This is a genomic window from Mycobacterium sp. 4858, from assembly GCF_900240975.1.
GTDB lineage: Bacteria > Actinomycetota > Actinomycetes > Mycobacteriales > Mycobacteriaceae > Mycobacterium.
Genome location: NZ_LT968776.1, coordinates 1845292 through 1868210 on the forward strand (window position 1 = coordinate 1845292; position 22919 = coordinate 1868210).

Here is a 22919-nt window from a genome sequence, read left to right on the forward strand (position 1 = left end):
GACCGTCCGAGGAGATACGGCCATGCGCTGGTTTTCCGCACCCGAATATTGGCTCGGCAGACTGGTGCTCGAGCGCGGCGTCGCCGTGGTCTATCTGCTGGCGTTCGTCGCGGCCGCGGCCCAGTTCCGCGCGTTGATCGGGGAGCACGGGATACAGCCGATCCCGCGGTTCCTTGCCCGGCAGTCGTTTCGGCGGGCACCGAGCCTGTTTCATCTGCGCTACTCCGATCGCCTGTTCTCGGTGGTTTCCTGGTTCGGCGCCGCGGTGGCGGCGGCGATCGTCGCCGGCGCGGCCGATGCGGTGCCGGTCTGGGCGGCCATGCTCATGTGGCTGACGCTGTGGGTGCTCTACCTGTCGATCGTCAACGTCGGGCAGACCTGGTATTCGTTCGGCTGGGAGTCGCTGCTGCTGGAAACCGGATTCCTGATGATCTTCCTCGGCAACAATCACGTGGCTCCGCCGCTGCTGACGCTGTGGATGGCCCGGTTGCTGCTGTTCCGGGTGGAGTTCGGGGCCGGGCTGATCAAGCTGCGCGGCGACCCGTGCTGGCGCGACCTGACGTGCCTGTACTACCACCACGAGACGCAGCCCATGCCGGGGCCATTGAGCTGGTTCTTCCACCACCTGCCCAAGCCGCTGCACCGAATCGAGGTGGCGGGCAACCATTTCTCGCAGCTGGTGGTGCCGTTCGGGTTGTTCGCGCCGCAACCGGTGGCCAGCATCGCAGCGGCCGTCATCGTTGTCACCCAGCTGTGGCTGGTGGCGTCGGGCAACTTCGCCTGGCTCAATTGGGTGACGATCCTGTTGGCGTGCAGCGCGATCGACGACTCGTGGTTCGGTTTGGTTGGCCTGCCCCATCGTCCGGCGTTTTCGGCGACGCCGCTGTGGTTCGTCGTGTTGGTCGTCGCGTTCGCCGCAGCGGTGCTGTTCATGAGCTACTGGCCGGTGCGCAACATGCTGTCCTCCCGCCAACGAATGAACATGTCGTTCAACTCTTTTCATCTGGTCAATACCTACGGCGCGTTCGGCAGCATCGGGCGCGTCCGCCGCGAGGTGGTGATCGAAGGCACCGAGGAAGTACACCTGACCACCCAGACCGTTTGGAAGGAATACGAATTCAAGGGCAAGCCCGGTGCCGTGCGCCGGCTTCCGCGGCAGTGGGCGCCCTATCACCTGCGGCTGGACTGGCTGATGTGGTTCGCCGCCATCTCGCCCGCCTACGCGCAGCCGTGGCTCACACCGTTCCTGCAGCGCCTCCTGCGCAACGACCGGCCCACCCTGCGATTGTTGCGGCACAATCCGTTTCCGGATTCGCCGCCGCGGTACGTACGCGCGCAACTCTACGAGTATCGCTTCACCACGCCCGCGGAGCTGCGCAGGGAGCGGGCCTGGTGGCATCGGACACTGATCGGCGGCTACATCCGGCCGATGGCGCTACCGGCGGCAACGACCCAGCACGGCTGAGTTATGCCGCGTCGTCGTCATCGTCGTCGTGGTGAAGCAGTTTTTCGGGGTGGTGGAAGGTGTTTTTGCGCGGCTGCCCCCGGTCCAGCCGCGGGGGTGGGATCCATTCGGTGTCACCCTCGGTGTTTGTGCGGGTGGTCCAGCCGTCGGGTTTGAGCAGGCGGTGATGGGGTCCGCAGGCGAAGGTGAGGTTGTCGATATCGGTGCGGCGGCACTGGGTCCAGTCGGTGACGTGGTGGACCTCGGACAGGTAGCCGGGGACGGTACAGCCCGGGGCGGTGCAGCCGCGGTCCTTGGCGTACAGCACGATTCGCTGGCCGGGAGAGGCCAGGCGTTTGGTGTGATACAGCGCCAGCGGTTTGGCGTTGTCGAAGACGGCCAAATAGTGACGCCTCTCTGTGTCAAGGGTGTTGGTTGTAGCGTGTGATTGCGGGCCCGGGAAGTGACTTGTCTGAAGTGTCGGTGTACGGGGTATTAGCCGATCGCGCGAGACAACAGAGTCGCCCCCGAGTGTCCTCCCGGGTCCGCCTCGTCTGGGTGGGCATCGCGGGTTAGTTGTCGGTAGACGGCGTCGGAGAGGCGTCGTTTGAGGCAGCGCATGGCCTCGCGTTTGCTCTTCCCTTCGGATCGTTTGCGCTGGTAGTAGGTCCGGCCGGGGGTGTCGGAGCGGATCTGGGTGAGCGCCATGACGTGCAGACAGGCGTTGAGCTGGCGGTCACCTGCGCGGGAGAGCCGGTGGCGGACGACGTCGCCGGAGGACACCTCGATGGGGGCGGTGCCGGTGTAGGTGGCGAAGGCGGCTGCTGAGCGGAATCGGTGGACGTGTCCGACGCGGCTGATGATCTTGGCGGCCGAGACTGTTCCGATGCCGTGCAGCTCGGTGAGGGTGGTGCCCGAGGTGGTGACCGCGGACTGGATGTCGCCAGCGGCCTTGGCAATGCGGCGGTCGAGGTGACGGACTTCGGCCACCATGTCGACGGCCAAGGCGCGCAATGCCTTAGCGGCGGCATCTCGGGGACGGATCGCGCCTAGCAGCGTAGCGGCACGTTCGGCGGTCAAAGTGCCCGATGCTCCGCCGGGGCTCAGCTTGGTGAGCAGGACGTGCAGCCGGTTGATGGTTTGAGTGCGGGTCTTCACCAGATCCTCGCGGTGTTCGACTATTGCTCGTAGCGCGGTCGCGGCGTCATCGACGGTGACCGTCGTGAGGTGGGCGGCGTTGAGAGCGGCGATCCCGACCGACACGGCGTCGGCGTCGTCGTTCTTACGACCGTGCCCGGTGGACAGAAGCCGTACGCGGGCAGCGAGTTTGGCGGGAACGTCCATGACGTCCACTCCATCGTGGACCAGCTGGGCGGTCAACGGAGCGCCCATTCCGTGCGCCCCCTCGATGGCCCACATGCTGGCGTGCCAGGCGCGCGCGAAGCGGCGCAGTGACCGGTAGCCGTCCCGGCTGACCGATACCCGCAAGGTGGCCAAGGGCTGCAGAGACTCGCCGACTGCGACGGCGGTCCACGACGCTTTGTGGGGGTCGATGGCGATCACCACCCGTCGGTCGATGGTTAATACCGCTGACATGTCTCACTCCTCACTTCGATATGTTGAAAGCGAGGAGGGCACATCAACTTTCGGCTTAGCAGGCCTCTCTCAAGCCACTCCTCGTTTGCGGCGATGACCGGACGCAGGTCACTACTAAGTCAACCCCTACCGGTGACAGGTGCGCGTCGAGCGGAGCCGGCCACCGCCTAGAGAAGCATGGCTGCAGGCCACGCTCTCTTGCTCCCAATTCAACAAGTTGGTGCGCGTGGCGGGCCAGCCGGATCACCTCGCTGATGGGGAGCCGGGTGCCCCCGCCGGTGAGCCCCGTGCCGGTGGCGGTCTGCAGCTCAGCCAAGGTGGTGGTGATGATGATGGAGGCGGGTAAGCCGTTGTGCTGGCCCAGTTTTCCCGAGGCGAGCAAGCCGCGCAGCCCAGCGAGCAGCCCGTCGTGATTCCGCTGCGCGGCGCTGCGGGCATCGCGGTCGATCGCGTCTTGCGTCGGCGCCCCGTCGACGCAGGGCGTGTCGCCCATGGGGTTGCACATGCCCGGTGCGGCCAGCTTGGCCAACACGGCCTCAAGGGTGGCGCGGCCTTCGGGGGTGAGTAGACCGCGCAGCTCGGACATGCCATCCGGACCCTGCTTGCCCAGCACCAATCCGCGGCGGCGGGCGCGGTCCTCGTCGGTGTAGGTACCGTCGGGATTGAGGCAGTCGGCGACGTGGTCGGCCAGCTCGGCGAGTTGTTCGGGGCGAAAGTGAGTGCCCGCTTCGGCCAGATCGGCCTCGACCGCCTTTCGGGTGGCGAAGTCCACCCAGCCAGGCAGCCGGTGAAAGAACCGGCGGATCACCGCCACCTGCCCGCCTCCGAGTGCCCCGGCGCATTGGGCTGCCGCGGTGGCTGGCAGCGTCGGCTCCAGCAGCTCACCGGTCAGCCCGTGCCGCGGCCCCAGGTCGGTAGCCTCTTTGACCCGCCGCGATGCCTCGGCGCGGCTGATCAACGTCGCCTCGGCGATCGCGTGCGGCAGGGTGCCGCCCAACTCTTCTGGAGTCGCTTGGTGGGCCAGGGAGTTGATCACCGGATGCTCGATGGCCGGCAGTTGGCGGCGCGCCTTCTCGCAGCGCTCCAGCATCGCCAGCTGTTGCGCGACGTTCATCGCGCCAACCGGTAACGCGCGAGCGCGGGCCAAGACCGCATCAAGATCGTCGAACACTGCGACGGCCTCGTCATCTTCACCCGAACTCATGACCCCAAACTAGCCACCCCCACCGACAAAACCGGCTCGAAATCGCCATAGATGCACACTCGCGCAAGGAATTTGGAAATTCTTCGGCGGCCTGGGGAGTCAGGAGCAACAATTGTGAGGGCAAAAAGGGAACGACGCATGAGATCAGCACTCGCAATCTTGACAACGGCACTGGCGCTCACCGGCGCCCTGTGGACCGCGGACCTGATGCTCGGTGCGGGCACGGCCCACGCCGTCTGCTCCACCAACAACGGCGGCAACCAGCCGCCGGAATGTGCACCGCCCGAGGGCCCACCGGGCTGCTACACCTCCCACATCTGCAGCCAGATGTGGTGCCCGAACCTCGGCGAGCTGCGGCGGATGCCGGACTGGGACAGAAACGTCTGCCACACCTATTACTTCGCGCCCGACTCCGGCCTTCCCGCGCTGATGGTCCACGGCCAGCCGCCAGGGTTGCGGCTTCCGCCGAACACCGGCGTCTGCCCGCCCTTAGCCTGGATGTGCCCGTGAATCACAGCGACTCGTCCAGCTCGCCGAGCCGGTCGGTCAACCGCAAGTTGTCCGAGTAGTCGACCGGGCAGGCGATCACCGAGACGCCGTCATCCGCTAAGGCGGCACGCAGCGTGGGCAGCAGCTCCTCGGCGCTGTTGATCCGATATCCCTTGGCACCAAAGCTTTCCGCGTACTTGACCACGTCGGGATTGCCGAACTTCACATAGTAGTGCGCGCCGAGCTCGAGGTCCATTTTCCACTCGATCAGCCCGTAACCGCCGTCCTCCCAGATCAGCACCACCAGCGGTATCCGCTCGCGGACGGCGGTCTCGATTTCCTGCGAGTTCATCAGGAACGCGCCGTCCCCGACGACGGCCAGCACCTTCGTGTCGGGCCGCGCCAGTTTCACACCGAGCGCACCTGGCAGCGAAAATCCCATGGTGGACAAGCCATTCGACACCAGGCAGGTGTTGCACTCGTACGTCGGATAGAGCCGCGCCATCCACATCTTGGTGGCGCCGGTGTCCACCAGGACGACGTCGCTGCGGCCCAGCGCCGCGCGGGTGTCGGCGACCACCCGCGCCGGGGCCAGCGGATAACGCGAATCCTGTTGCCCGCGGGCGAATTCCTCGGCGAGTAAGCCGTGGCCGGGGACGTCCGGGTCCGCCTCGTAGGAATGGCCGTCCAGCGCGTCCGTCAACGCATCCAAAGAAGAGCCGATGTCTCCGATGATGCCGACGTCCACCGAATAGTGCGCGTCGACCTCGGCAGGGAAACGGTGGACGTGGATGATCTTCTTGTCGGCCTGCGGGTTGATCCGGATGGGGTCGAACTCCTGCAACTCGTAGCCGACAGCGATCACCACGTCGGCGTTGTCGAAGCCGAAGTTCACGTAGTCGTGCCGCATGAACCCCAGGGTCCCGATGCTGTTGGGATGGTCGTCGGGCATCACGCCCTTGCCGTGGAAGGTGTTGGCGACCGGAATGCCGAACTGCTCGGAGAACCGGACCAGGGCCGCGGTGGCGTTGCCGCGGGCGGCGCCGTGACCGGCCAGCACCACCGGCCGCTTGGCCTTGCGCAGGATGTCGACCGCGCGCTCCACCTGGCCGGGTGCGGGGGCATCCGGACGAACGACGTTGCGCGGCAACGGCGTCAGGTCGTAGTCGGTCTCATCGGCATCGATGTGCTCGGGCACCGCCAGGTACACCGCCGCCGGGCGTTCGGTCTCGGCGACCTTGAACGCCTTGCGGAACATCTCGGGGATGGCGCGCGCGGTGGGGACCCCGGCGGCCCATCGGGTGATGGGGGCGAACATTCGCACCAGGTCGACGTACTGGTGTGACTCCTTGAACTCCCGGTCCTGGCCGACCTGGGCGGAGATGGCGACCAGCGGGGTGCTGTTGGTGGTGGCATCGGCGACGCCGAGTTGCATGTTGATCGCACCCGGACCCAGGGTGCTCGACACCACCGCCGCCCGCCCGGTGACCCGCCCGTACATCTCGGCCATGAAGGCCGCGCCCTGCTCGTGCCGGGTCAGCACATAGCGGATGCTCGACGAGGCCAGGGCCTGCACGAAGCGGATGTTCTCCTCGCCCGGCAGGCCGAAGACCACGGAAACGCCGTCGTTTTCCAGGCACTTGACCATCAGCTCGGCGGCTTTACTCATCCGGCACCTCCCTTGAGGGAACGATAGTGGCAGGCTGGGTGTTGGACCTCTTACCAACCCCGAAGCGAAGGATGTCAGCGTGCCCATCGCGACCATCAACCCGGCCACCGGCGAGACAGTAAAGACCTTCACCCCGGCAACCGACGAAGAAGTCGATGCGGCCATCGCCCGCGCCTACGCCCGGTTCCAGGACTACCGCCATAACACCACCTTTGCCCAGCGCGCGGAGTGGGCAAACGCCACCGCCGATCTGTTGGAGAAAGAGGCCGACGATGTCGCGGCGATGATGACGTGCGAGATGGGTAAGACGCTGAAGTCGGCCAAGGCCGAAGTACTCAAGTGCGCCAAGGGCTTTCGCTACTACGCGGAGAACGCCGAGCAGCTGCTGGCCGACGAGCCGGCCGACGCGCAAGCGGTGGGCGCCAAGCGGGCTTACACCCGCTACCAGCCGCTCGGGGTGGTGCTGGCCGTGATGCCGTGGAACTTCCCGCTGTGGCAGGCCGTCCGGTTCGCCGCACCGGCGCTGATGGCCGGCAACGTCGGCATCCTCAAGCACGCCTCGAACGTGCCGCAGTCCGCGCTGTACCTCGCGGACGTGATCGCCCGCGGCGGCTTCCCGGAGGGCTGCTTCCAGACGCTGTTGGTCTCGTCGGGTGCCGTCGAGCGCATCCTGCGCGACCCCAGGGTGGCGGCCGCCACCCTGACCGGCAGCGAGCCGGCCGGGCAGTCGGTCGCGGCCATCGCCGGCGACGAGATCAAACCCACCGTGCTCGAGCTCGGCGGCAGCGACCCGTTCATCGTGATGCCGTCGGCGAACCTGGACGAGGCCGCCAAGACCGCCGTCACCGCGCGCGTCCAGAACAACGGCCAGTCCTGCATCGCCGCGAAGCGGTTCATCATTCACACCGACATCTACGACGCGTTCGTCGACAAGTTCACCGAGCGGATGGCCGGGCTCAAAGTGGGGGACCCGACCGACCCGGACACCGACGTGGGCCCGCTGGCCACCGAGTCCGGCCGCGACGACATCGCCAAGCAGGTCGACGACGCGGCCGCGGCGGGCGCCACGATCCGCCTCGGCGGCAAGCCCATCGACGGGCCGGGATGGTTCTACCCGCCGACGGTGGTCACCGACATCACCAAGGACATGGCTCTCTACACCGAAGAGGTGTTCGGCCCGGTGGCGTCGATGTACCGGGCCGCCGACATCGACGAGGCGATCGAGATCGCCAACGCCACCACGTTCGGGTTGGGATCCAACGCCTGGACCAACGACGAGGCCGAGCAGCAGCGCTTCATCGACGACATCGAGGCCGGCCAGGTGTTCATCAACGGCATGACGGTGTCCTACCCCGAGCTGGGCTTCGGCGGTGTCAAGCGGTCCGGTTACGGCCGTGAACTCGCCGGCCTCGGCATCCGCGCGTTCGTCAACGCCAAGACCGTCTGGGTCGGGTAGTGGCGATCGCAAGCGCGGCGTAGCCGGGCGCGGCGGGTCGCCATCATCGGCGCAGGTGACGCCGGGGACGCTGTCGGCGACAGCAAGGTCGAGTAGCCGGCCCGTCGAGTGTGGGGCCTATGGACGAATTCGCGGCAATTTTCGTCCCTAAGGCCCACGCTCGATGCCTCACACCGACGCGGCCGCCAGGGCCTTCTCGTCCTCGTCGGCGAAGGTGTCCTCCAAGTGCAATGGCGAGTAGTCGAGGTCGATCTCTTCCAGCGGCCGCCCGCGGGCGCTGGAGATCGTGCCGAAGCGCCGCATCCCCTTGTCGGACGCGTAGGCCATGAACTCGTCCACCGACAGGCCGAACGGCATCGGGTCGTACAGGGCGAAGCCCTCCTCGATCAGGCGCAGCCCCAGCGGCATCAGCTCGTTCATGCGGGTTTCGAAGACGCCCCAGTTGGCGTCGTCGGCGGCGACGTGGCGGCGGCAGGTGAACGTGCCCCACGCCATGTGGCGCCGCTCGTCGTCGCCGATGCGCCGGACCAGCTCCTGCATGCCGGGCAGGATGCCGCGCTCCACGCAAATCTTGTGCCAGCCGAAGTATCCGGTGAGCGCCAGCATGCCCTCGACCATGTGGTTGTAGGTGACCGACGCCCGCACCTGGGCGGCCGGCGACGGGTCCACCGACAAGGCGTTCAGGCAGTCCGGCAATTCCTCGTAGAAGATCGTCCGGTAGGTGGGGATGTCGTCGAGGTAGCGGTGCAGGTCGTCGGTGACCCCGACCGCGTCGAGCCACATGCGGAACACCTGGACGTGCTTGGCCTCCTCGAAAGCGAACTGCGTCAGGTACATCTCGTCGCCGAGCCGGCCCTCGACCCGCATCGCCGACATGAACGGCTGGATGTCCTCGGTCACGGCTTCCTCGCCGGCGATGAACTCCGCGCACAACCGGATCGCGTAGTCGCGTTCGTCGTCGGTCAGCCGCTCCCAGTCGGCGCGGTCGCGGGAGAAGTCGATGTCGGCCGGATCCCAGAACTTCGCGTTGCCGCCGGCGAACAGCCGCAGCGGCAGGCTGTCCCAGTTGAGGCCCCCTCGAACCATCGAGCCCGAATGTGTGCGTGTCATGTGACCTCCTCGGATCGTTGTGGGGCTGAGTGGACGGGTGAGTCCGGTGACGCGGAGAAGGCGGCCGCCAGCACCGCGACGAGCCGGCGCACGGCGAGCGCCGGCTGCTCCGGCGTGGGTTCGTCGAGCCCGAGAACCGGATCCAGGCCGCGCATGTAGGGCGCCAGCGCCAGATGCGGAAAGATCAAGAGCAGCAACGACAACAGCGCGTCGGTGTCCGAATCGGCGCGCAGGTCGCCGCGCTCCTTCGCGTCACGGACGAGCGGCCGCATCACCTCCAGGTAGTGGCGGTGGATGACGTTCTGCACGCTGACGCGGGCTTCGGTGTCAACCTCGAGGGTCGCCGCGGCGTGCAGCGCGCGTTCGTGCGGGTGGTCGGCGAAGTAGGCCACCCACGCGTCGAGCCAGTCGGTGAGAAAGTCGAAGAACGGCCGGCTCGGGTCCAGCTCGCGGATGCGGTCTTCCATGTAGGCGCGCACCCGCTGGCTGCCGATGTCGGCGATGAACGCGAACAGGTCGCGCTTGTCCGCGAAGTACTGGAACAGGCTGCCCTTGGCGACGCCGGCGCGCCGCGCGATGACGTTGAGGCTGCCGCGGGAGAACCCGTGTGCCCCGAACTCCTGCTCGGCGGCGTCGATGATGGCGGCGCGGCGGGCGGGGTCGACCCGCGCCCAAGTCACCGTTGGCATTGCTGCCTCCTAACGTCGATGACCACTGGTCATATTACGGTGAGCTGCGTCACAGTCAAGGGGCCGGGTCGGCCTGACGCAAAGCCAACAAAGAGGTTTCAAGCCACGAAAAGCCAGCACATTCAAGCGGTCGGCCGTTGGCGTTTCGGTGGGGGATAAACCGACCGGGCAATGGTCGCCGAGATCCATCCGATCAACCAGCCGCCACCGACCAACAGGAAGGTGTGCAGGCGGTTGGGGGACACGACCGCAACAACAATCAGAATTACGGCCCACGTGAACGCGCAAGCGATGCTGTAAGCGGTATACGTCCTGCGCGACGGCATGACACAAATCTAGCTCGGCGATCGGCAAACGATGGCCGAAACCTAGGGCCGCATCTCGTATGCGCCGTTGAGCGGAAGGATGTGCTCCTTCCAGATCTGGGCGTACCGCGACGGGTCGTGGACCGGGCGGCGGATCATCCGCGTCGCGAACCGAGCCTGCTCGTCCGTCGTCGCGGGCTTGTCGCTCAGCTCCACGGCGTAGCCGTTGAAATCGCGCACCAGCACGGCGAAGATCCCGTCGATCAGCGTCTCGTCCACGTCCGACAGCGCGGCCTCCTCGAGGATGAGCTGCGCGTAGGGCACCGTCGCGAACAGCTGGCCCACGGCGAACGCGAAGTCGACGTCCTTCTGCTGCGCGGCGTCGGGGGTCGCGCTGGCCAACATGTCGGCGAGCACGTCGATCTGCTTGCGCAGCAACGCGACGTTGGGCAGGTGCGCGAACCCGTCGAACACCGCGCGCCAGTCGTGGAAGCGCACCTTGCCCAGCCCCCCGGTCGGCCCCTGCGCGAACAGGAAGCTGTCGTCCGACGCATCGTCGCGGCGGCCGATGATCGGCAGTTCGCTGTTGGGGGCGAACAGGAAGTTGGGCATGAACTTGGCGAGCAGCCCGATGTTGATGTGCACCGTGCCTTCAAGCCTTGGCAGCAGACCGATCTCGCGGGTGACCGCCTCGAAGAAGGTGTCCTTCTCGACGCCCTTCGCGGCGATGACGTCCCAGAGCGCAATGACGACCCGCTCCCCCTCGCTGGTGACCTTCCCCTTGGTGAGCGGGCTGTACAGCAGGTAGCGCCGGTCGTCGGCCGACGCGCTGCGCATGTAGTCGCAAGCGCGGGTGGTCACCAGCCGCATCGCGACCAGCCGCAGGTAGGCGTCGGTGAGCAGCCGACGGACGTGGGTGAAGTCGGTGACGACGGTGCCGTAGAGGACGCGGTTGGAGGCGTGGGTGACCGCCTCGTACATGGCGTGGGTGCACATGCCGACTGCGCCCCAACCCAGGTTGTACTTGCAGACGTTGACGGTGTTGAGGGCGGCGTGGAACGCCTCGGGACCGCGGTGCAGGATGTCGGCCTCGCTGACCGGGTAGTCGCGCAGCGCGTAGTTCGCCACGTAATTCTGCGAGTTCACCACGTTCTTGATCAGGTCGTACCGCTCATGCTGGGAGTCGGCGGCGAAGAACACGTACTCGTCGGAACCCGCGATCTTGCCGAAGGTCGACACCATCCGCGCCACGTTGGCGTTGCCGATGTAGTACTTCTCGCCGTTCGCGGTCCAGCCGCTTTCGGACGGCGTCAGGATCATGTCGGTCTGGTAGACGTCGGCGCCGTGGGTCTGCTCCGACAGCCCGAAGGCGAACACCTCGCCGGCCTCCAACTGCGCGGCGGCCTTGCGCTTGGCGTCGGAGTTGGCGCTCATCCAGATCGGGCCCAGGCCCAGCGCGGTGACCTGAAAGGGGTACCAGTAGCTCAGCCCGTAGAAGCCCACGATCTCGGCGAACTCGCTGATCCGGTAGGTGTCCCAGCGGCAATCGGCCGCACCGTATTCCGACGGTGTCAACAGGGACGCGAAGATGCGCTCGCGGCCGATGTGGTCCAAAAACTCGGAGTACCACACCCGTTCGTGGTCGTCGGACTTCAGCCGCGCCTTGCCCCGCGATTCGAAGAAGTCCACCGTCGCGGCCATGATCTCCCGTGAGCGCCGGTCGGGGTACTGACGTTGCAGGTGGTTGGGATTGAGCAGCATGACGGGCTCCCGCGGGTTCCGGTGAGGACGAGGGTGACGGTACTGCACCGTCGGGCGCTCCGGAACAAATCGGCACTGTTGTCCGACCACCGAGTCGACCTAGCATCAGTCACGTGTCAGAACTCAATACCGCTCGCGGCCCCATCGATACCGCCGACCTCGGCGTGACGCTCATGCACGAGCACGTGTTCATCATGACCACCGAGATCGCCCTGAACTATCCCGAAGCCTGGGGCGACGAGGAGAAGCGGGTGGCCGACGCGATCGCCCGCCTCAACGAGTTGAAGGCCCGCGGCGTGGACACCATCGTCGACCTCACCGTGATCGGGCTCGGCCGCTACATCCCGCGCATCGCGCGCGTGGCGGCGGCCACCGATCTGAATATCGTTGTGGCAACAGGTCTTTACACCTACAACGACATTCCGTTCCGGTTTCACTACGAGGGCCCCGGCGGCATGCTGGGCGGCCCAGAGATCATGACCGACATGTTCGTGAAGGACATCGAGCAGGGTATCGCCGACACCGGCGTCAAGGCCGGAATCCTCAAGTGCGCCACCGACGAGCCGGGCATCACCCCCGGCGTCGAGCGGGTGCTGCGTGCCGTCGCCCAGGCGCACAAGCGCACGGGGGTACCGATCTCCACGCATACCCATGCCGGCCTGCGCCGAGGCCTCGAGCAGCAACGCATCTTCGAAGAGGAAGGGGTCGACCTGACCCGGGTCGTGATCGGTCACTCCGGCGACAGCACCGACATCGGCTACCTCGAGGAACTCATCGCGGCGGGGTCATACCTCGGGATGGACCGCTTCGGCCTCGACGTGATCTCTCCGTTCAAAGAGCGGGTCAAGATCGTGGCGCAGATGTGCGAACGCGGCCACGCCGACAAGATGGTGCTCTCACATGACGCCAATTGCTACTTCGACGCACTGCCCGAAGAGCTCGTGCCGCAGATGGCGCCCAACTGGCACTACCTGCACATCCACAACGACGTCATCCCCGCCCTCAAGCAGCGCGGCGTCACCGACGAGCAGCTGCACACCATGCTGGTCGACAACCCCCGCCGCATCTTCGAGCGGCAGGGCGCCTATTAAATGACCCAGAGTGAGCCGGTCCCGCCGATCGGCACCCAGATCTCGGCGCTGGCCGACCTCGCGCCCGACGAGCCGGCGGTCACCTGCGACGGGCTGACCCTGACCCGCGCGGAGCTCGACGCCTCGACGAACCGGTTGGCCCGCGCCTACGCAGAGCGCGGCGTCGGCGTCGGCGACTACGTGACGATCGTGCTGCCCAACTCCGTCGAGTGGATCCAGGCCGCGGTGGCGTGCTGGAAGCTGGGGGCGGTGCCCCAGCCGCTGTCGGCGCGGTTACCGGACGCCGAGCTGCGGGGCCTGCTGGACCTTCGTCCGCCAGCCCTGCTGGTCGGCCGCGGACACCACCAAATTCCTAGTGTGCCAGCGGGATTCATCCCAGATCCGACGTTGTCGGACGCGGCGTTGCCGGAGGCGGTATCGCCGGTGTGGAAGGCGATGGGCTCGGGCGGCAGCACGGGGCGGCCCAAGCTCATCGAGTCCGGCGGCGACAGCCGGATACCGGCCGCGATCGGCTACCCGCTGGGCGCGCAGGAGGGCGACACCACGCTGGTGCCGATCCCGTTGTCCCACAACACGGGTTTCACCACCGCGACGCTCGCCCTGCTGATGCGCCATCACCTGGTCTTGATGAGCCGGTTCGACCCCGAGCGGTTCCTGCGGCTGATCACCGACCATCGCGTCACCTTCCTGACGACGGTGCCGACGATCATGCAGCGCACGCTGCCCGTGTACCACGCCGACCCGCAGTCCTACGACCTGTCGTCGATCCGGCGGTTCTGGCACATGGGTGCGCCGTGCCCGCCCGCCGTCAAGCAGGCGTGGATCGAGCTGCTCGCCCCGGAAAAGGTGTGGGAACTCTACGGCGGCACCGAGTTACAGGCGCTCACCTTCATCTCCGGCGACCAATGGCTGACCCACCGCGGCTCGGTGGGTGTGGTGGTCGCCGGGGAGATGCAGGTGCTCGACGACGACGGCAACCCCTGCCCGCCCGGCGTGGTCGGCGAGATCTACATGCGGCCTAGCCCGGGCACCGCGCCCACCTACCGTTACGTCGGCGTCGAGGCGAAGACCCGCGACGGCTGGGACTCCCTGGGCGACCTCGGTCACTTCGACTCCGACGGGTTCTTGTACCTGTCCGACCGTCGCGTCGACATGTTCACCGTCGGCGGCCGCAACGTGTATCCGGCCGAGGTGGAGAACGCGCTCTCGGCGCACCCGGACGTGCTGTCCTGCCTCGTCGTCGGTGTTCCCGACCCGAACTCCGGCGACCTGGGACAGGTGCCCTACGCGCTGGTGCACACCGCCGACGGGTCCGCGCTCGACGCGGCGGGCGTGAGAGAGTTTCTGCGCGAACGCCTTTCGCAGTACAAGGTGCCACCCTCTCCCGATTTCGTCGAGTTCGTCGACGCTCCCCTGCGGGATGACGCCGGCAAGGCGCGGCGGTCGGCCGTGCGCGCCGAGATCATCGCGCGGCTGCAGGCGACCGAGCCGGCCTGAGGCTCACCAAGAATCCTCCAAGGCCGCGGCCGCACCATCGGGCCATGCAGATCGAACCGCTGAGCACGGAACTGATCGACCGTTACCTGCAATCGCGCCAGTTGCGGTTCTTCCGCAGCGACGACGGCGAGGAGTTCCTGATGCTGCCCGGCTACGAACGCGGCAAACTGCACGTGAACCTGCGGATCAACGGGTTGCGCCGCGACGTGTTCGAGATCTCGGTCAGCCCGGCCGGCTACTACCCCGCCGCCGAACGGCCCCGCCTGATGGAGCTGGTGAACGACTGGAACCGCGAAACCCATTGGCCCAAAGCGTTTGTGCGTGAGACCGCCCGGCCGGCCCAGGTCAGCGTCGTCGGCGAGAACGCCTACCTGCTGAGCGACGGCATCCACGTCGAGGGGCTCGGCCACCTCGTCCGGTCCACCGTGGAGTACGGGGCCGACCTGTTCGAGAAGATCGAGCGGGCGGTCTGCCTGCCGTCGGCGCACACGCTCGAAGAGTGGATGGACCGCACCGGTTAGGGTGCGATCGCGTCCGCCTCTGCGTCGACGGTATCGGGGGTTTCTTCCGGCTTCTCGTGTCTCTCCCAGCGCCGCAACGCTTCCCGGCAGGGTGACTCGACCAGCCCGTAGCTGACCGCGGCGATCGCCCACCCGAAGATCAGCGTGAGCGCCAGCACCGACGGCATCCGGCCGGTGAACGCGAAGGTCCCGAGCACCGGGAACACCATGGCCAGCGCCGCCAGGTGCCACACGAACAGGCCGTAGGACCACCGCCCCAGCGTCACCATGGCGGTGCCCCCCAACAGCCGGTGCGGGGTGTCCACCTTGTCCAGCACCAGCGGGGCGACCAGCGCGAGCGCCACCAGCGAGCCCGCCGCCGTCTTCACGGCGAACTGGGTGGCCGTGCCGGGAATCAGGCCCTCCGGTCCGGCCAGCGGGGACGCCGCCACCAGGTAGGCCAGCACGGCGACGACGCCCATCGCCACGCGCCGGCGGGCCCACCGGTGCGGCAGGCCGATCGGGTTGTGCACCCATTCGGCCAGCAGCATGCCTGCGGCGAACCAGGAGAAGAAGGCCGGCGGCCAGTTGAGCGGGTTGGTGCCGGATCCGGAATGAATGGGCACCCAGCCCCAGGCCCAGCTCAGCGCGGCCAGGGCGGCGATGGCCGGCACCCGCGCGCCGACCGGCAGCCGCCGGGCGAGCAACGCCAGGATGGGCAGGGCCAGGTAGAAGCTGACCTCGACGGAAAGGCTCCACATCTGGGTCAGCCCGCCGGTGAGTGTGAGCGGCACATAGATCTGGGTCAGGGTCAGGTTGGCCAGCCACACCGTCGGGCTGGCGTGATCGGCGTCGGGCAACAGCGTCAGGATCACGACGACCGCCACCACGTAGGCCGGCATGATGCGCACCACCCGCGACCGCAGATAGTGGCCCGTGCGGGGTCGCGGTTGCAGGCCGCGCGCCGCCGCGGCGTGCCCGCGCCACAACAGGAAACCCGACAACGCGAAGAACACCGCCACGGCCAGATCGAAGCGGCCGAAGAGCCGGCCGGTGACGCCGCTGGAATGCCCGGTCTGGAAGGCGACGTGCGTGACGACCACGCCCATGGCCGCGCACGCGCGCATCCCCTCCACGGCGGGCAGGAAGCTGCGAACACCTCCCGCGCGCTGGCCATCCGTCACCCCCACAGTCTGCATCTGATGGGTGGGCAGAACGAATGGGTACACCCGAAGGACCCGCGCGCGACCGCGACAGGTTCGTAAGCCGGGGCCTTACGTTCGGCTGTTAGGGTCAAACGGGTTTGCGGCTGACGGCGCAAGAGAGCATCTAGGAGGGCACAGCGACGTGAACCGAGCAGTCATGTTGCGGTTCGCCGCATGCGGGATCATCGGACTCGGAGCCGCCCTGCTGATCGCCGCGTTGCTGTTGTCGACGTACACCACCAGCAGGATCACCAAGGTCCCACTCGACATCGACGCCACGCTGATCAGCGACGGCACCGGAACCGCGCTCGACTCCGCATCCCTGTCGACCGATCACGTCGTCGTCAACCAGAACGTGCCACTGGTGTCCCAGCAGCAGGTCAGCGTCGAGTCGCCCGCCAACGCCGACGTCGTCACGCTGCAGGTCGGAAGCTCGGTGCGGCGCACCGACAAACAGAAGGACAGCGGCCTGTTGCTGGCGATCGTCGACACCGTGACGCTCAACCGCAAGACCGCGATGGCCGTCTCCGACGACACCCACGCCGGCGGCTCGGTCCAGAAGCCGCGCGCCTTCAACGACGAGAACCCGCCCACCGCGATGCCGCTCCGCCACGACGGCCTGGCCTACCGGTTCCCGTTCCACACCGAGAAGAAGACGTACCCCTACTTCGATCCGATCGCACAGAAGCCGTTCGACGTCAACTACGACAGCCAGGAAGACGTCAACGGCCTGACCACCTACAAGTTCACCCAGAACATCGGCTACAACGCCGAGGGCAAGCTGGTGGCCCCCGTCGCGTACCCGTCGCTGATGGCCGGCAACGAGGACGCCAAGCAGACCACGTCGGCGTCGATGTGGGGCATCCAAGGCGGGGACCCGAACGAGCAGATCACCATGACCCGCTACTACGCGGCGCAGCGCACCTTCTGGGTGGACCCGGTGTCGGGCACCATCGTCAAGGAGACCGAGCACGCCAACCATTACTTCGCCCGCGATCCGATGAAGCCGGAGCTGACGCTGGCCGACTATAAGGTCACCTCCAACCAGGACACCGTCGAATCGCAGGTCAACGCCGCCCGCGACGAGCGCGACCGACTGGCGCTGTGGTCGCGGGTGCTGCCCATCACGTTCACCGCGGTCGGGCTGATCGCGCTGGTCGGCGGCGGCCTGCTCGCCTCGTTCAGCCTGCGCACCGAGAGCGCGTTGACCGATCCCGGCCTGGACCGCGGTGACCAGGACTTCTTCGGCCGCAGCGGGCTCGAGGAGCCGGTGCCCGGCGCCGAGGCCGAAACCGAGAAGCTGCCCACCCAGCGCCCCAGGTCGCGGGACGATCCCGGCGGGGACGCGCCCACTCTGGGCGCCGACGAGCCACCCGGCTCCGGGCCGCCCGAGCCCACCGGTCCACCCGAACGGGAATAGCCCGCCGCGTGCGCTGGACCCGGCCCGGGTACGCCCTGGCCTTGGCGCTGCTGGTGGTCGGGCCGCTGCTCAAGCCCGGTTACCTGCTGCTGCGCGACGCGGTGTCCACGCCGCGCTCCTATCTGTCCGACACCGCGCTGGGTTTGACGGCGGCGCCGCGCGCGACGCCGCAGGACTTCGCGGTGGCGCTGGCCTCACACGTGCTCGACGGCGGCGTCCTGGTTAAGACGTTGCTCGTCCTGGGGCTCTGGCTCGCGGGGTGGGGTGCGGCCCGACTGGTCGCGACGGCGCTGCCCGACGCGGGCGCGCCCGGCCAGTTCGTCGCCACCACCCTGGCGATCTGGAACCCCTACGTCGCCGAGCGGCTGCTTCAGGGCCACTGGAGCCTGCTGGTCGGCTACGGCTGCCTGCCCTGGGTCGCGACGGCGATGCTGAGGCTGCGGACCGGCGCCGGCTCGTTCTTCGGGTTGACCTTCTGGATCGCGCTGGCCGGCCTGACGCCGACCGGTCTGCTGCTCGCCGCGACGACGGGGCTGGCCTGCGTCGCGGTCCCGACACAGGATCCGGCTGGGTCCTGGTCTCGCCGGCTGTGCGCCGCGGTGACGCTGGGCGCCGCGCTGGTGTGCGCGCTGCCCTGGCTGACCGCGTCGGCGCTGGGCGCCGCCTTGCCCGCCCACGCGGCGGCGAACACCCTGGGGGTCGCGGCGTTCGCGCCGCGCGCCGAGCCGGGGCTCGGCACGCTCGGCAGTCTGGCCGCCCTGGGCGGGATCTGGAACGGCGAGGCGGTGCCGATCTCGCGGACCACGATGTTTGCGGTGGCGTCGGCCGCGGTGCTGCTGGGCGTGGTCGCGGCCGGGCTGCCGACGGTGGTGCGCCGCCCCGCGGCGCGACCGCTGCTGGCGTTGGCGGCGGTGGCCGTGCTGGTTCCGGCCGCCCTGGCGACCGGCCCGGGCCTGCACTTGCTGGCCTCGCTGGTGGATGCCGTGCCCGGCTTCGGGGTGCTGCGGGACGGGCAGAAATGGGTGGCGCTGGCGATGCCGGGTTACGCGCTGGCCGGCGGGGGCGTGGCGGTGACGCTGCGCAGGTGGGTGCCGCCGCCGGCGGATGTGGTGGCGGCCCCGGTCTGCTGCCTCGCGCTGGTCTTCGCGCTGCCCGACCTGGCCTGGGGGGTGTGGGGCCAGGTGTCGCCGGTGCAATACCCGCGCGGCTGGGCGGCCGTGGCTGCCGCAATCAACGCCGCGCCCGCGACGGTGGCGGTGTTGCCGGCCGGCACCATGCGGCTCTACTCCTGGGCGGGCCGGGCGCCGGTGTTGGATCCGTTGCCCCGCTGGGTGAGCGCCGACGTGCTCAGCACGGGCGACCTGGTCATCTCGGGGACCGTCATCCCGGGCGAGGGCACCCACGCGCGCGCGGTGCAGCAGTTGCTGCTGGCCGGGCCCGCGCCGTCAGCGCTGGCCCCGGCGGGGGTGGGCTGGCTGGTCGTGGAGTCGGACACCGCCGGGGACATGGGCGCGGCCGCGCGCACTCTCGACGCGCTCACCCCGATCTACCGCGACGACCAGCTCGCGCTCTACCGGATCGGCGGCGCCACCCCGGGGGTGTCCGCCACGGCCCGCACGGCGACGCTGATCGCGCATCTGGCCTGGCTGGCGGCGCTGGTCGTGGGCGGCGCCGGCGCGCTGGCCGGCCGTGCCCGGCGATCGCGGTCGGTTGTGCCACCGCGACACGTAAACGACGGCGACGACGCGCCGGAAAACCCCGCCAGGGATTAAGTCTGGCGACCGTCCCGGTCAGCCGCGGCCGTTGATTAGGCCGCTGACGAAGTCGCCCGTTCGCACGGCCTCCAGCACCGTGCACATGGCGTCGGCGCTCTGCCGCCACGAGAATTCACCGCTTCGGGTGTACGCCTTGGCGCCGAGTTGATCGCGCAACACCGGGTCGGACAGCAGCTCGTCGAGGCGATCCACCAGCTCGGCGTGGGTGTCCACCAGGATGCCGGTCACCTCGTCGACGATCGAATCCGACAGGCCGCCCGAGGACCGGTAGCCGATGGTCGGCACCCGGTGCTGGGCGGCCTCCACGACCGCCAGGCCCCACCCCTCCTTGCGCGAGGGCAGCAGCTGCACCCAGGAGCTCTGCAGCACATGGTGTTTGGTCACGTCGTCGACGTGGCCGTGAAATGTCACCGCGTCGGGGATGCCGAGCCGGCGGACGTGGTCGACGAGCCGCTGCCGCCACCAACCGTCGCCGACGATGTCCAGGTGCAGGCCCGGCATCCGGGGCCGCAGCTGGGCCACGGCCTCCAGCGCGTCCTCGATCTGCTTGTGCGGCACCAACCGCGACAGCACCACCACCCGCGGGGCGGCGGCGCGGGGGCCGGTCAGCGAGCGCGCCGGGGCCTCGTCGAGCCCGTTGCGCACCACCGCGATTCGCGCGTTGTCGACGCCCAGCGTCAGCAGGTCGCGCGCCGACGGCAGCGATACCGTCACGTACTGGTTGCGCCGGTTCAGCCACGGCGACAACCTCGACTCGACGAACCAGCCGAGCCGGCCGAGCACCGGCCCCGCCACCGGCCATTGCTCGCGGTGACAGTGGTGCACCAGGACCACCACCCGCCGGCCGTAGACGAGCCGGGCGAGGAACGGCAGGCCGTTCTGGGTGTCGACGACAACGTCGGGCCGCCCCCGCCGCAACGGTCCGACCCCGAGCCGCGCCGCCGCCATCGCGAGCAAAGCCCAGACGTAGACGGAGTACCGGCCGCCGGCGCGGTCGATGCGCACGCCGTCGACCACCTCGCGGCGGGGCGCGCCGGGATAGCGGGCGGTGCGCAGCGTGACGGCGACGCCGGACGCGGCCAGCTGCGCGCCGATGCGTTGCAAGTAGGCCTCGCTGCCGCCGCCCTGTGGGTGTCCGGTATCGCGCCAGCACAGCAGGAGCACGGAGCGCAGACCAGACATCACTGGTCAGCCTAGCTCGGCGATGGCCCGCAATCGCGCTGCGTAGGGTTGGCCGGTGCCCGTGAACCCGCCCTGCACCCAGGTCTTCGCGCGGCGGGCGACCCTGGGCCGGGCGGTGCGGCTGCTCTCGGAGTTCCGCTTCGAGCAGTCCGACCCGGCCCGGTTCTACGGCGCGCTGGCGGCGGACACCGCGGCGATGATCAGCGACCTGTGGCGGGCCGCGCGCGGCGAGCCCCCGACCGGCCGCACCGTGCTCGACGTCGGCGGCGGGCCCGGCTACTTCTCGGCCGCGTTCGACGACATCGGTCTCCGCTACATAGGCGTCGAACCCGACCCCAGCGAGATGCACGCCGCGGAACGGTCCCCCGCGGACGGTCCCGGAGCCTTCGTCCGCGCATCGGGTATGGCGCTGCCGTTCGCCGACGACTCGGTGGACATCTGCCTGTCATCGAACGTCGCCGAGCACGTGCCGCGCCCGTGGCAGCTGGGCAACGAGATGCTGCGGGTGACCAAGCCCGGCGGGCTGGCCGTGCTCTCCTACACCGTCTGGCTGGGCCCGTTCGGTGGGCACGAGACGGGCCTGGCCCATTACCTCGGTGGCGCCCGCGCCGCCGCCCGCTATGCCCGCAAACACGGGCATCCGGCGAAAAACAACTACGGGTCGTCGTTGTTCGCGGTGTCCGCGGCCGAAGGGCTCGACTGGGCCGCGAGCACCGGGGTGGCGGTGGCCGCATTTCCCCGCTACCACCCCCGATGGGCATGGTGGCTGACGTCGGTCCCGCTGCTGCGGGAGTTCGGGGTCAGCAATCTGGTGCTGGTGCTTCGGCCCCGATAATGAAACATGTTCTCGTTTTGCGCCGGCTTGGGTAGGGTGGCGCCATGCGCGCCGGCGACGATGCAGCGCGAAGCAATGAGGAGGAGCGGCGCAGATGCCAGAGAGCCAAACGACGGAATACGACAAGCTTTTCATCGGCGGCAAGTGGACCGCGCCGTCGACCGACGAGGTGATCGAGGTGCGCTGCCCGGCCACGGGCGAGTACGTCGGCAAGACGCCCATGGCGGCGGCGGCCGACGTGGACGCCGCGGTCGCCGCGGCCCGCGCGGCGTTCGATAACGGACCCTGGCCCACGACGCCGCCTAAGGAGCGCGCGGCCGTGATCGCCAACGCGCTCAAGCTGATGGAGGAGCGCAAGGACCACTTCACCCAGCTGCTGGCGGCCGAGACCGGCCAGCCCCCGATGGGCGTCGAGACCATGCACTGGATGAGCTCCATCGGGGCGCTGAACTTCTTCGCCGGCCCCGCCGTCGACCAGGTCAAGTGGAAAGAGGTCCGCACCGGCGGGTACGGGCAGAGCATCGTCTACCGCGAACCCATCGGCGTCGTAGGCGCGATCGTCGCGTGGAACGTGCCGCTGTTCCTGGCCGTCAACAAGCTGGGCCCGGCGCTGCTGGCCGGCTGCACCGTGGTGCTCAAACCGGCCGCCGAAACCCCCCTGAGCGCCAACGCTTTGGCGGAGGCCTTCGCCGAGGCCGGGCTGCCCGAGGGGGTGCTGTCGGTTGTGCCCGGCGGAATCGAGACGGGACAGGCACTCACCTCCAACCCGGGTGTCGACCTCTTCTCCTTCACCGGCAGCTCGGCCGTCGGCAAGGAGATCGGCCGGCGCGCCGCGGACATGCTCAAGCCGTGCACGCTGGAACTCGGCGGCAAGTCCGCGGCCATCGTCCTCGAGGACGTGGACCTGGCGTCCGCCGTCCCGATGCTGGTGTTCTCCGGGATCATGAACACCGGGCAGGCCTGCGTGGCCCAGACCCGCATCCTGGCGCCGCGTTCGCGCTATGACGAAATCGTGGATGCGGTAGGCACTTTCGTGCAGGCGCTGCCGGTGGGCCTGCCGTCGGACCCGGCCGCCCAGATCGGCTCGCTGATCTCGGAGAAGCAGCGCGCCCGGGTCGAGGGCTACATCGCCAAGGGCATCGAGGAGGGCGCGCGGCTGGTGTGCGGCGGCGGCCGGCCCGAGGGCCTGGACAGCGGCTTCTTCGTGCAGCCGACGGTGTTCGCCGACGTCGACAACAAGATGACGATCGCCCAGGAGGAGATCTTCGGGCCCGTGCTGAGCATCATCCCCTACGACACCGAGGAGGACGCGATCAAGATCGCCAACGACTCGGTGTACGGCCTGGCCGGCAGCGTGTGGACCGCCGACGTGGAGCGCGGCATCTCGGTGGCGGAGAAGATCCGCACGGGGACCTACGCGATCAACTGGTACGCCTTCGATCCCTGTTGCCCCTTCGGCGGTTACAAGAACTCGGGCATCGGGCGTGAGAACGGCCCCGAGGGCGTCGAGCACTTCACTCAGCAGAAGAGCGTGCTCATGCCGATGGGTTACACCATCGAGGGCTGACGCCTAGCGCCGAACGCGCATCCACCCGCGAAACACAGCAGGTCGCGGTGGGTGCGCGTTCGGCGTTTGCGGCCAGCCCGGGCTGAGGATTATGCAATAGGGCATAGAAACATCGCTAGTTACT

Annotated in this window: 17 protein-coding genes and 2 pseudogenes; 10 read left to right on the forward strand and 9 right to left on the reverse strand. The window is 68.5% G+C overall.

Annotated features, from left to right (window positions below; all coding sequences use genetic code 11):
• The first annotated feature begins 22 nt into the window (after positions 1–22).
• The gene (locus C1737_RS17230) at positions 23–1465 is read left to right on the forward strand and encodes a lipase maturation factor family protein (RefSeq protein ID WP_102418982.1); all 1443 of its coding nucleotides are present in this window, start codon (positions 23–25) and stop codon (positions 1463–1465) included.
• A gap of 1 nt (position 1466) precedes the next feature.
• Here the strand turns inward: C1737_RS17230 and C1737_RS17235 are convergent.
• The 3 genes and pseudogenes from C1737_RS17235 to C1737_RS17245 all read right to left on the reverse strand — a co-directional run.
• Positions 1467–1853, reverse strand: a pseudogene (locus C1737_RS17235) (DUF222 domain-containing protein); the annotation flags it as partial.
• 86 nt (positions 1854–1939) lie between these two features.
• Positions 1940–3040 (reverse strand): IS110 family transposase, encoded by a 1101-nt coding sequence (locus C1737_RS17240; protein ID WP_068097618.1) that lies wholly within the window; start codon positions 3038–3040, stop codon positions 1940–1942.
• A gap of 55 nt (positions 3041–3095) precedes the next feature.
• On the reverse strand, positions 3096–4244 hold the full coding sequence (locus tag C1737_RS17245) for a 13E12 repeat family protein (RefSeq protein WP_102418983.1): 1149 nt from the start codon (positions 4242–4244) through the stop codon (positions 3096–3098).
• A gap of 138 nt (positions 4245–4382) precedes the next feature.
• On the opposite strand from C1737_RS17245, the gene C1737_RS17250 reads away from it, so the two are divergent.
• A complete protein-coding gene (locus tag C1737_RS17250) occupies positions 4383–4754 on the forward strand; it encodes a hypothetical protein (protein ID WP_142393468.1) in 372 nt (123 codons plus the stop codon).
• Between the two features lies 1 nt (position 4755).
• On the opposite strand, the gene C1737_RS17255 is transcribed toward C1737_RS17250, so the two are convergent.
• The gene (locus tag C1737_RS17255; protein ID WP_102418985.1) at positions 4756–6402 is read right to left on the reverse strand and encodes an acetolactate synthase large subunit; all 1647 of its coding nucleotides are present in this window, start codon (positions 6400–6402) and stop codon (positions 4756–4758) included.
• A gap of 79 nt (positions 6403–6481) precedes the next feature.
• On the opposite strand from C1737_RS17255, the gene C1737_RS17260 reads away from it, so the two are divergent.
• A complete protein-coding gene (locus C1737_RS17260) occupies positions 6482–7858 on the forward strand; it encodes an NADP-dependent succinic semialdehyde dehydrogenase (protein WP_068094277.1) in 1377 nt (458 codons plus the stop codon).
• A gap of 168 nt (positions 7859–8026) precedes the next feature.
• Here the strand turns inward: C1737_RS17260 and C1737_RS17265 are convergent, their stop codons facing one another.
• The 3 genes from C1737_RS17265 to C1737_RS17275 all read right to left on the reverse strand — a co-directional run bounded on the left by C1737_RS17265 (position 8027) and on the right by C1737_RS17275 (position 11723).
• Positions 8027–8968, reverse strand: coding sequence for a R2-like ligand-binding oxidase (locus C1737_RS17265; RefSeq protein WP_068094274.1), 942 nt, complete (start codon positions 8966–8968; stop codon positions 8027–8029).
• Complete coding sequence (locus C1737_RS17270) at positions 8965–9657, reverse strand: TetR/AcrR family transcriptional regulator (RefSeq protein ID WP_067919921.1); 693 nt, start codon at positions 9655–9657, stop codon at positions 8965–8967. Before C1737_RS17270 ends, C1737_RS17265 begins: the two co-directional genes overlap by 4 nt.
• A gap of 368 nt (positions 9658–10025) precedes the next feature.
• Complete coding sequence (locus tag C1737_RS17275; protein ID WP_102418986.1) at positions 10026–11723, reverse strand: acyl-CoA dehydrogenase family protein; 1698 nt, start codon at positions 11721–11723, stop codon at positions 10026–10028.
• A gap of 113 nt (positions 11724–11836) precedes the next feature.
• Here C1737_RS17275 and C1737_RS17280 point away from each other — a divergent pair, with 113 nt between their 5' ends.
• From C1737_RS17280 to C1737_RS17290, 3 genes are read left to right on the forward strand one after another with little or no spacing between them, the layout of a single operon-like run.
• A complete protein-coding gene (locus tag C1737_RS17280) occupies positions 11837–12814 on the forward strand; it encodes a phosphotriesterase-related protein (protein WP_102418987.1) in 978 nt (325 codons plus the stop codon).
• Positions 12815–14311 (forward strand): AMP-binding protein, encoded by a 1497-nt coding sequence (locus C1737_RS17285; protein WP_102418988.1) that lies wholly within the window; start codon positions 12815–12817, stop codon positions 14309–14311.
• A 44-nt stretch (positions 14312–14355) separates the two neighbouring features.
• The gene (locus tag C1737_RS17290) at positions 14356–14832 is read left to right on the forward strand and encodes a YbjN domain-containing protein (RefSeq protein ID WP_067917905.1); all 477 of its coding nucleotides are present in this window, start codon (positions 14356–14358) and stop codon (positions 14830–14832) included.
• On the opposite strand, the pseudogene C1737_RS17295 reads toward C1737_RS17290, so the two are convergent.
• A pseudogene (locus C1737_RS17295) lies at positions 14829–16068 on the reverse strand (acyltransferase family protein). The gene C1737_RS17290 and the pseudogene C1737_RS17295 sit on opposite strands and share 4 nt — an antisense overlap.
• 90 nt (positions 16069–16158) lie before the next feature.
• Here C1737_RS17295 and C1737_RS17300 point away from each other — a divergent pair.
• Positions 16159–17436: a DUF3068 domain-containing protein gene (locus C1737_RS17300; protein ID WP_158243974.1), complete on the forward strand. Its 1278-nt coding sequence runs from the start codon at positions 16159–16161 to the stop codon at positions 17434–17436.
• An 8-nt stretch (positions 17437–17444) separates the two neighbouring features.
• The gene (locus tag C1737_RS17305; RefSeq protein ID WP_102418990.1) at positions 17445–19208 is read left to right on the forward strand and encodes a hypothetical protein; all 1764 of its coding nucleotides are present in this window, start codon (positions 17445–17447) and stop codon (positions 19206–19208) included.
• An 18-nt stretch (positions 19209–19226) separates the two neighbouring features.
• Here C1737_RS17305 and C1737_RS17310 read toward each other — a convergent pair whose 3' ends face one another.
• Positions 19227–20393: a glycosyltransferase family 4 protein gene (locus C1737_RS17310; RefSeq protein WP_102418991.1), complete on the reverse strand. Its 1167-nt coding sequence runs from the start codon at positions 20391–20393 to the stop codon at positions 19227–19229.
• A gap of 61 nt (positions 20394–20454) precedes the next feature.
• Between C1737_RS17310 and C1737_RS17315 the strand changes: the two genes are divergently transcribed.
• Positions 20455–21228: a class I SAM-dependent methyltransferase gene (locus tag C1737_RS17315; RefSeq protein ID WP_102419995.1), complete on the forward strand. Its 774-nt coding sequence runs from the start codon at positions 20455–20457 to the stop codon at positions 21226–21228.
• Positions 21229–21322: 94 nt separating this feature from the next.
• A complete protein-coding gene (locus C1737_RS17320; protein ID WP_102418992.1) occupies positions 21323–22795 on the forward strand; it encodes an aldehyde dehydrogenase in 1473 nt (490 codons plus the stop codon).
• The last annotated feature ends 124 nt before the right edge of the window (positions 22796–22919 follow it).

Coding starts and splice junctions, on each gene's coding strand:
- C1737_RS17230 (WP_102418982.1), top strand. CDS start 23: ATGCGCTGGTTTTCCGCACCCGAATATTGGCTCGGCAGACTGGTGCTC.
- C1737_RS17240 (WP_068097618.1), bottom strand. CDS start 3,040: ATGTCAGCGGTATTAACCATCGACCGACGGGTGGTGATCGCCATCGAC.
- C1737_RS17245 (WP_102418983.1), bottom strand. CDS start 4,244: ATGAGTTCGGGTGAAGATGACGAGGCCGTCGCAGTGTTCGACGATCTT.
- C1737_RS17250 (WP_142393468.1), top strand. CDS start 4,383: ATGAGATCAGCACTCGCAATCTTGACAACGGCACTGGCGCTCACCGGC.
- C1737_RS17255 (WP_102418985.1), bottom strand. CDS start 6,402: ATGAGTAAAGCCGCCGAGCTGATGGTCAAGTGCCTGGAAAACGACGGC.
- C1737_RS17265 (WP_068094274.1), bottom strand. CDS start 8,968: ATGACACGCACACATTCGGGCTCGATGGTTCGAGGGGGCCTCAACTGG.
- C1737_RS17270 (WP_067919921.1), bottom strand. CDS start 9,657: ATGCCAACGGTGACTTGGGCGCGGGTCGACCCCGCCCGCCGCGCCGCC.
- C1737_RS17275 (WP_102418986.1), bottom strand. CDS start 11,723: ATGCTGCTCAATCCCAACCACCTGCAACGTCAGTACCCCGACCGGCGC.
- C1737_RS17285 (WP_102418988.1), top strand. CDS start 12,815: ATGACCCAGAGTGAGCCGGTCCCGCCGATCGGCACCCAGATCTCGGCG.
- C1737_RS17290 (WP_067917905.1), top strand. CDS start 14,356: ATGCAGATCGAACCGCTGAGCACGGAACTGATCGACCGTTACCTGCAA.
- C1737_RS17310 (WP_102418991.1), bottom strand. CDS start 20,393: ATGTCTGGTCTGCGCTCCGTGCTCCTGCTGTGCTGGCGCGATACCGGA.
- C1737_RS17320 (WP_102418992.1), top strand. CDS start 21,323: ATGCCAGAGAGCCAAACGACGGAATACGACAAGCTTTTCATCGGCGGC.